This window comes from Clostridium sp. (genome assembly GCF_051654825.1).
GTDB lineage: Bacteria > Bacillota > Clostridia > Clostridiales > Clostridiaceae > Clostridium.
In genome coordinates this window covers 1-6,480 of the sequence record NZ_JBOFYU010000228.1, presented here as the reverse complement: position 1 = coordinate 6,480, position 6,480 = coordinate 1, and the positions used below count along the sequence as shown (strand labels likewise).

4 protein-coding genes are annotated in these 6,480 nt (G+C 28.8%); all 4 read right to left on the bottom strand.

Going from position 1 to position 6,480, the window contains the following annotated elements; translation table 11 throughout:
* Nucleotides 1-528: glycoside hydrolase family 20 zincin-like fold domain-containing protein (locus tag ACRDBA_RS13655; protein WP_438573478.1), on the bottom strand; the 528-nt coding region annotated here is incomplete at its 3' end.
* 659 nt (nucleotides 529-1,187) lie between these two features.
* A complete protein-coding gene (locus tag ACRDBA_RS13650; protein ID WP_438573477.1) occupies nucleotides 1,188-3,278 on the bottom strand; it encodes a LamG-like jellyroll fold domain-containing protein in 2,091 nt (696 codons plus the stop codon).
* Nucleotides 3,279-3,548: 270 nt separating this feature from the next.
* Nucleotides 3,549-4,418 (bottom strand): UTP--glucose-1-phosphate uridylyltransferase GalU, encoded by an 870-nt coding sequence (gene galU, locus ACRDBA_RS13645; protein WP_438573476.1) that lies wholly within the window; start codon nucleotides 4,416-4,418, stop codon nucleotides 3,549-3,551.
* Nucleotides 4,419-4,595: 177 nt separating this feature from the next.
* A complete protein-coding gene (locus ACRDBA_RS13640) occupies nucleotides 4,596-6,320 on the bottom strand; it encodes a phospho-sugar mutase (RefSeq protein WP_438573475.1) in 1,725 nt (574 codons plus the stop codon).
* Between the last annotated feature and the right edge of the window lie 160 nt (nucleotides 6,321-6,480).

Sequence of the window (6,480 nt, the reverse complement as noted above, 5' to 3'; positions counted from 1 at the left end):
ATCACTTTCTATAATTTGCTTTAATGTTTGTACTCCATAGAAAGTTCCTGATTCGTCATTTCCTCTAATTACTATTTTATCTCCAGCTTCATTATCTTTAGAAACTAAAACATATCCTTCTTCTTTAGTAACTGTAGATACATCTACACCAGCTTCAACTAATGCTTCATCCATTCCAGCTACATTATCATTTGCCTCACCTATATAAATTGTAGTTGCACCTTCCACTAAAGTTTCATTTATCTTTATGTCCATGCTTGTTAATATACTTTTTAATAAATCTACTGCATATTGATCTGCTTCACTTGCACCTACTATATTAATAGTTTCTGTTAACTCAACTTCTCCATTTAATATTTCCATACTTTGAGGCATAGGGTTAATAGTTAAGCTTTTTTCTGATAAACTATTTACTACTTCTCTAGTTACATCCTCTGTTGCTTGTACACTTATTGATGCTAGTGAATTAACTGCTAATACTGCTGCTAAACACATTCCTACTTTTTTTGCAAACTTTGCTCTTGCCATAATAAAACCCTCCATAAAACTTATTGTTAAATAAAAAAAAGCCAAAGGTGCTTAAAATAAACACACTTTAGCTAATGCCTACTCCTACGTAGTTACACACTAAAATAATCCCTTTATACACCTGTAATGGCTTTAAATATAAAATATCACATATTTATCCAAAAGTAAACATTTACTTTTTAATTTTTATAATTTTTACTAAATATATTTAAACTTATAAATCCCTTAAAATTATATAATGTAGAATATTGACTTCAATTGTATATATTGAATCTTTTTTATCGAATTCTTTTTTTAATTTTTTCCACGTAAACCTTTACTGATATGTATAAAAATGTTATACTTAAGTTACTCAAGGGAACCGGTGCAAGTCGGGAGTATTAACAAAAAAAATATAAGAATTTTCTTTAAGAATTGGACAACTACTGGTCTGCTAACTTTAGTTGTCTTTTTCGTGTTTTCAACAATAATTAGATATTAAATAAATTGCACCTAGAAGGATAACTCTTCATTCTAGGTGCTTTTGCTTTCTATAATTATAGTCACTATATCCTGACACCTCTTATTTGGTGCTATAATAGCGAAACATATCTCCATAACTACCTATAACCTTCAGGTTAAGTAAACACTCCACCTGAAGGTTATAATTCCTGTTTATACTACTTTTTAGTTCTTACATTAATCGACTTAGGCTTTGACTCTTCCCCATTTGAATATTTAGCTGTTACCTTAAATCCATAAATAGAGTTTTTATTTAGTCCTTCTACTTTATATGTGTTATTTTTTGAACTAATAGAATCTATTTTTTTACCATCTTTATAAATTACATATTCTACTAAACCTATTATTTCTTTTGGAGCTTCCCAAGATAATATTAAACTATTTGATGTTACATCACTTTCCTTTAGCTTTTCTACCTTTCCTACAACAATATTATCTTCTTCTGATTTATCCATTCCTTCAAATCTTTCTTCAAAATCAATATCGAATTCTGAGTAATTTCCTGCTCCAGTTAAGTAATTAACATCAAAGAATGTTCTTTCCTCGTCTTTTAATCCTGCTGCATAAGGTGAAAATGTTGATAAATATATTTTATTTTCCTTTTCATCAAACTCTGCAAATTTAAATAATGCATTTCCTCCATTATATGCAAATTGATAATCTGCTAATATATTAAATACATCATTTCCTGCATCATTTTTTAATACTTGATCACCTGCTCCATGGCTATGACCACCAATCATCATAAATACTTGATTATATTTCTTTACTACTTCCCAAATCTTTTTTCCTCTAGTGCTTAACTTAATATCATTTGGTACTGTGTCTGAACAATTTTGTATATCGTGACTTGTAATTATAGTAGGCATATTTGTATTTTTTAATACTTCTTCAACCCAAGGTAAATCCTCATCTATATTATGAATTGATACTGATAAAGTTAAGTACTTATAGCTTCCTGCATCTACTACCATATATGAACTAACCCCTGAAGGTGAAGTTCTAGTAATATAATCACTTGTTAAAATGCCATATTCGCTATCTTTTCCAAAAGTATTTAAATAATTATCTAATGAATCATGATTACCTGGCTGCATTAAAAGCTTAATATCGTTTTGAGGTAATTTATTAAACATTCTTGCTGTATCCCATTGATTTGTATCCCATCCATTTTCAACAATATCTCCTAAATGAGTAACTGAAACTACGTTAGTTAAATTTTTATTTTCTACTAGCCAATCCATTGCTGAATTCATAACATTTCCCTTGAATTTAATAGTATTTTGAGTATCAGGTAAAAATACCATATTGTAATTTTTCTTATCTCTTAAAGAAAATTCATCATTAACACCATATTCGCCTATATATTCTTCATGGTTTGATATTAACCAATCTTCCTTTTCTAAAGCTCCTTCTGATATTCTTACTTGTTGGTAGTTTCCTCTTCCAAACTTACTTAATGTTTGGCTTCCTTCCTTCCACCAGCTTGACCCTATTCTAAATCTTCCATCCTCAGCATCTGCATACAATCCTCCCATATCTCCTACATAATCTCTAAATGCTTCTGCTCCATTTACATAAGTTCTTATAACATCATTATCTGATGTAACTACTATATGATACCAAACTCCACCCTTATCCATAGAAACAGACCATGCTGCTGAATTCATTTGGTGATCATCATTTTTGTTAGCTGCAAGATATTGAATTTCCTTACAATTTGAAACTGATAAAGCCATACTTCCTAATTCAGGCTCATCCATACTTTTAGAATCACCTTGTCTCGCCATTAATCCCATCCAACTATCACTTGCTGTCCAATCCATAGGTAATTGATATAAAAATTCTATTGTATAACCCTCTTCAAAATTTTCTTTATTTATAGGTGCATCCTCTACTGTTATAAAGTCTGCTCCAACCTTATTTTTACTATCACCATTTATTCTTAAACTTCCATTTACCTTATCGTACATCTTTTCATCTGTAAACTCTAAGTAGTTATTCATATTTTCCGGATTTCCATAAGTATTAATTTCAATATCATTTCCATTTCCAGTTACATCTTTAAAAATTAAATTTTTGTCTGTAATTGAACCTGATTTAACACTTTCCTCTTCAAACTTCCATTCAGCAAGTACATTTACATCTTCTCCAAAAGCAAAAGTTTCCCTTGTTAACCCATTAAATATTGATACTGTAGCCATACAAGATAATACCGATAATGCTACTAACCTTTTTATTCCTCTCATAAATAACCTCTCCTTATGTATTTAATACATATTAAGATTATCATTTTACACTCTTCCTAAATACATACTTTGTGTTAATTTATGTAAAGTATGTTTAACCTTTGTAAAATATAAATTAATTTGTATTGAATTTATTTAATATAAGTAGGCTATATTTTAAACAAATGTTTATATTATAGTATTTAATAAATATTACAAGCAAATAACTCTAAATAAGAGTAAATAAGTAAAAAGGCATTACTTTGCTTTAACAAAATAATGCCTTTATTATTATAATATACTCTTTAAATACTCTGTAAATTCATCTTTAAGATCTTCTCTTCTTAAAGCATATTCCACTGTTGCTTGTAAGAAACCTAATTTATCCCCTACATCATATCTTTGACCTTCAAAATCGTAAGCATACATTGCTTCTCTTTCTAGAAGAGTTAATAATGCATCAGTTAATTGAATTTCTCCACCTTTTCCTGGTTTAGTATTTTCTAATATATCAAATATTTGCGGAGTTATAATATATCTACCTAATATAGCTACATTAGATGGTGCCTCTTCTCTACTTGGCTTTTCTACTAATCCTTTAACCTTATAAACTCTATCTTCTATATGTAATCCATTTACTATTCCATATTTAGATACATTTTCTGGTGCAACTGTTTGAACTCCTAAAACTGAAGTTCTATATTCACTATAACAATCCATTAATTGCTTTAAGCAAGGCTTTTGATCGTTATAAACTATATCATCACCTAATAATACTGCAAAAGGTTCATTTCCTACAAATGTTTTTGCACAATGTATTGCATGACCTAATCCCTTAGGTTCCTTTTGTCTTATAAAGTGAATATCAACCATATTAGAAATACCTCTAACCATTTCTAACATTTCTTGCTTACCGCTTTTTTCAAGTTCTAGTTCTAATTCAACTGATCTATCAAAGTGGTCTTCTATACACTTTTTACTTCTTCCTGTTATTATAAGAATTTCTTCAATACCTGAAGCAATAGCTTCTTCTATAATATATTGAATTGTTGGCTTATCAACTATAGGTAACATTTCCTTTGGTTGTGCCTTTGTTGCTGGTAAAAATCTTGTACCTAACCCTGCTGCTGGTATAATTGCTTTTCTAATTTTATTGCTCATAAATAATCTCCTAAACCTATTGTAAGTTAAATATATATATTTTTTATCTTACGTTTTTTAATTAATATATCTTATGTTTTATAATAAAAAAAACTTTTATCACTTAAATTAGTATAAATTTTTCTTAGTTTAAGAATCCTTTAATATTTAAAAGATTCTTAAACTATATTATAAATCTTAAAGTGCTTTATTTAGTTTTTCCATTACATTAACTTTAAATTCTTCAACTTTTTTATTTGAATCTTCAAGGTTTTCTCCTACTACAGCTAAGTAAACCTTCATTTTAGGTTCTGTACCTGAAGGTCTTACAACAAACCATGAACCATCTGTTAATACATATTTAAGAACATTTGATTTTGGTAAGTCTAAAGTTTTAGTAGTTCCTGCTTCTAAATCTTTTTCTATTGATTCTATGTAGTCATATGAAGTTTTAACCTTTACTCCATTAACTTCTGTTATTTCATTTTCTCTTAAATAATTTAAGCAATAAGCTATTTTTTCTTGCCCTTCTTTTCCTTGTAATTCAATTGAAACTAAAGCTTCTTTATAGAATCCATATGCTTTAGAAAGCTCCATAAATCCTTCATATAAGCTAAGTCCTTTGTTTTTATAGTAAAGAGTCATTTCACAAATCATTTGAGCTGTTATTATCGCATCCTTATCTCTTGCATGATCTCCAAATAGACATCCGTAGCTTTCTTCAAATCCAAATAAGAACTTATGGCTTCCTGTCTTTTCAAAGTTACCCATAATTTCTCCAATGTATTTAAATCCAGTTAATACATCAAATAATTCTACTCCATAATCCTTACAAACTTCTCTTACCATTTCAGTTGTCACTATAGTTTTAATTACAGCTCCATTTGAAGGTAATTTTCCTTCTTCTTTGTATGAATTAATTATATAGTGAGTTAATAAAACTCCCATTTGATTTCCTGTAAGAATTTGATATTCTCCCTTTGAATCCTTAACTACAGCTCCAATTCTATCAGCATCTGGATCTGTTCCAAATATTATATCTGGATTAAGGTCTTTAGCCATTTCTAATGCTAAAGCAAATACCTTTGGATCTTCTGGATTTGGATATGGTGCAGTTGGGAAATTCCCATCTGGTGTTGCTTGTTCTTCTACTATATTAAGGTTTTCATATCCAAGCTCAGTTAATATTCTCTTGATTGGCATTAAACCAGTTCCATGTATAGGAGTGTATATTATCTTTAAATCCTTAGCATGTTCCTTAACTAGTTCTGTTCTTATAGTATGTCCCTTTAATGTATCTATATATTTTCTATCTATTTCTTCACCTATTATATTTAATAGTCCTTTTTCAATAGCTTCTTCTCTTGACATTCTCTTAACATCTGAGTAATCAATAGCATTGATTTCATTAATTACAGCATTTGCGCCTTCATCTGTCATTTGACATCCATCATTTCCGTAAACCTTATATCCATTATATTGTTTTGGATTATGAGATGCAGTTAAAACTATACCTGCATTTGATTTTAATTCTCTTACTGCAAATGATAATTCTGGAGTTGGTCTTAATGACTCAAATAAATTAACTTTTATTCCGTTAGCTCCTAACACTAATGCTGCACATTCTGCAAATTCTGGTGACATATTTCTTGAATCATAAGCTATTGTGACAGAAATATTTTCTTTATATTTATTTACTAAATATCTAGCTAATCCTTCTGTTGCTTTTCCTACTGTATATATATTTAATCTATTACTTCCAGCACCGATAACTCCTCTTAGTCCTCCAGTACCAAATTCTAAATCTTTATAAAATCTATCCTCAATTTCCTTTTCATCAGTTAATGTTGATAATTCAGTCTTTGTAGCTTCATCAATAATGCTTAAATTTAACCATTGGTCTAACTTATCTCTGTAATTCATATTTCTCCTCCGAAAATCAAATTATTTTTATAATTTTAAATCCCTTTACCCATTAAGATTCCATTATTATATACGATTTAATATTAATTATTTATTTTGTAATTACTGAAATTACTTTTTATATTATACAATAACTCCCTTGTTTTATAAATAAAAAAAT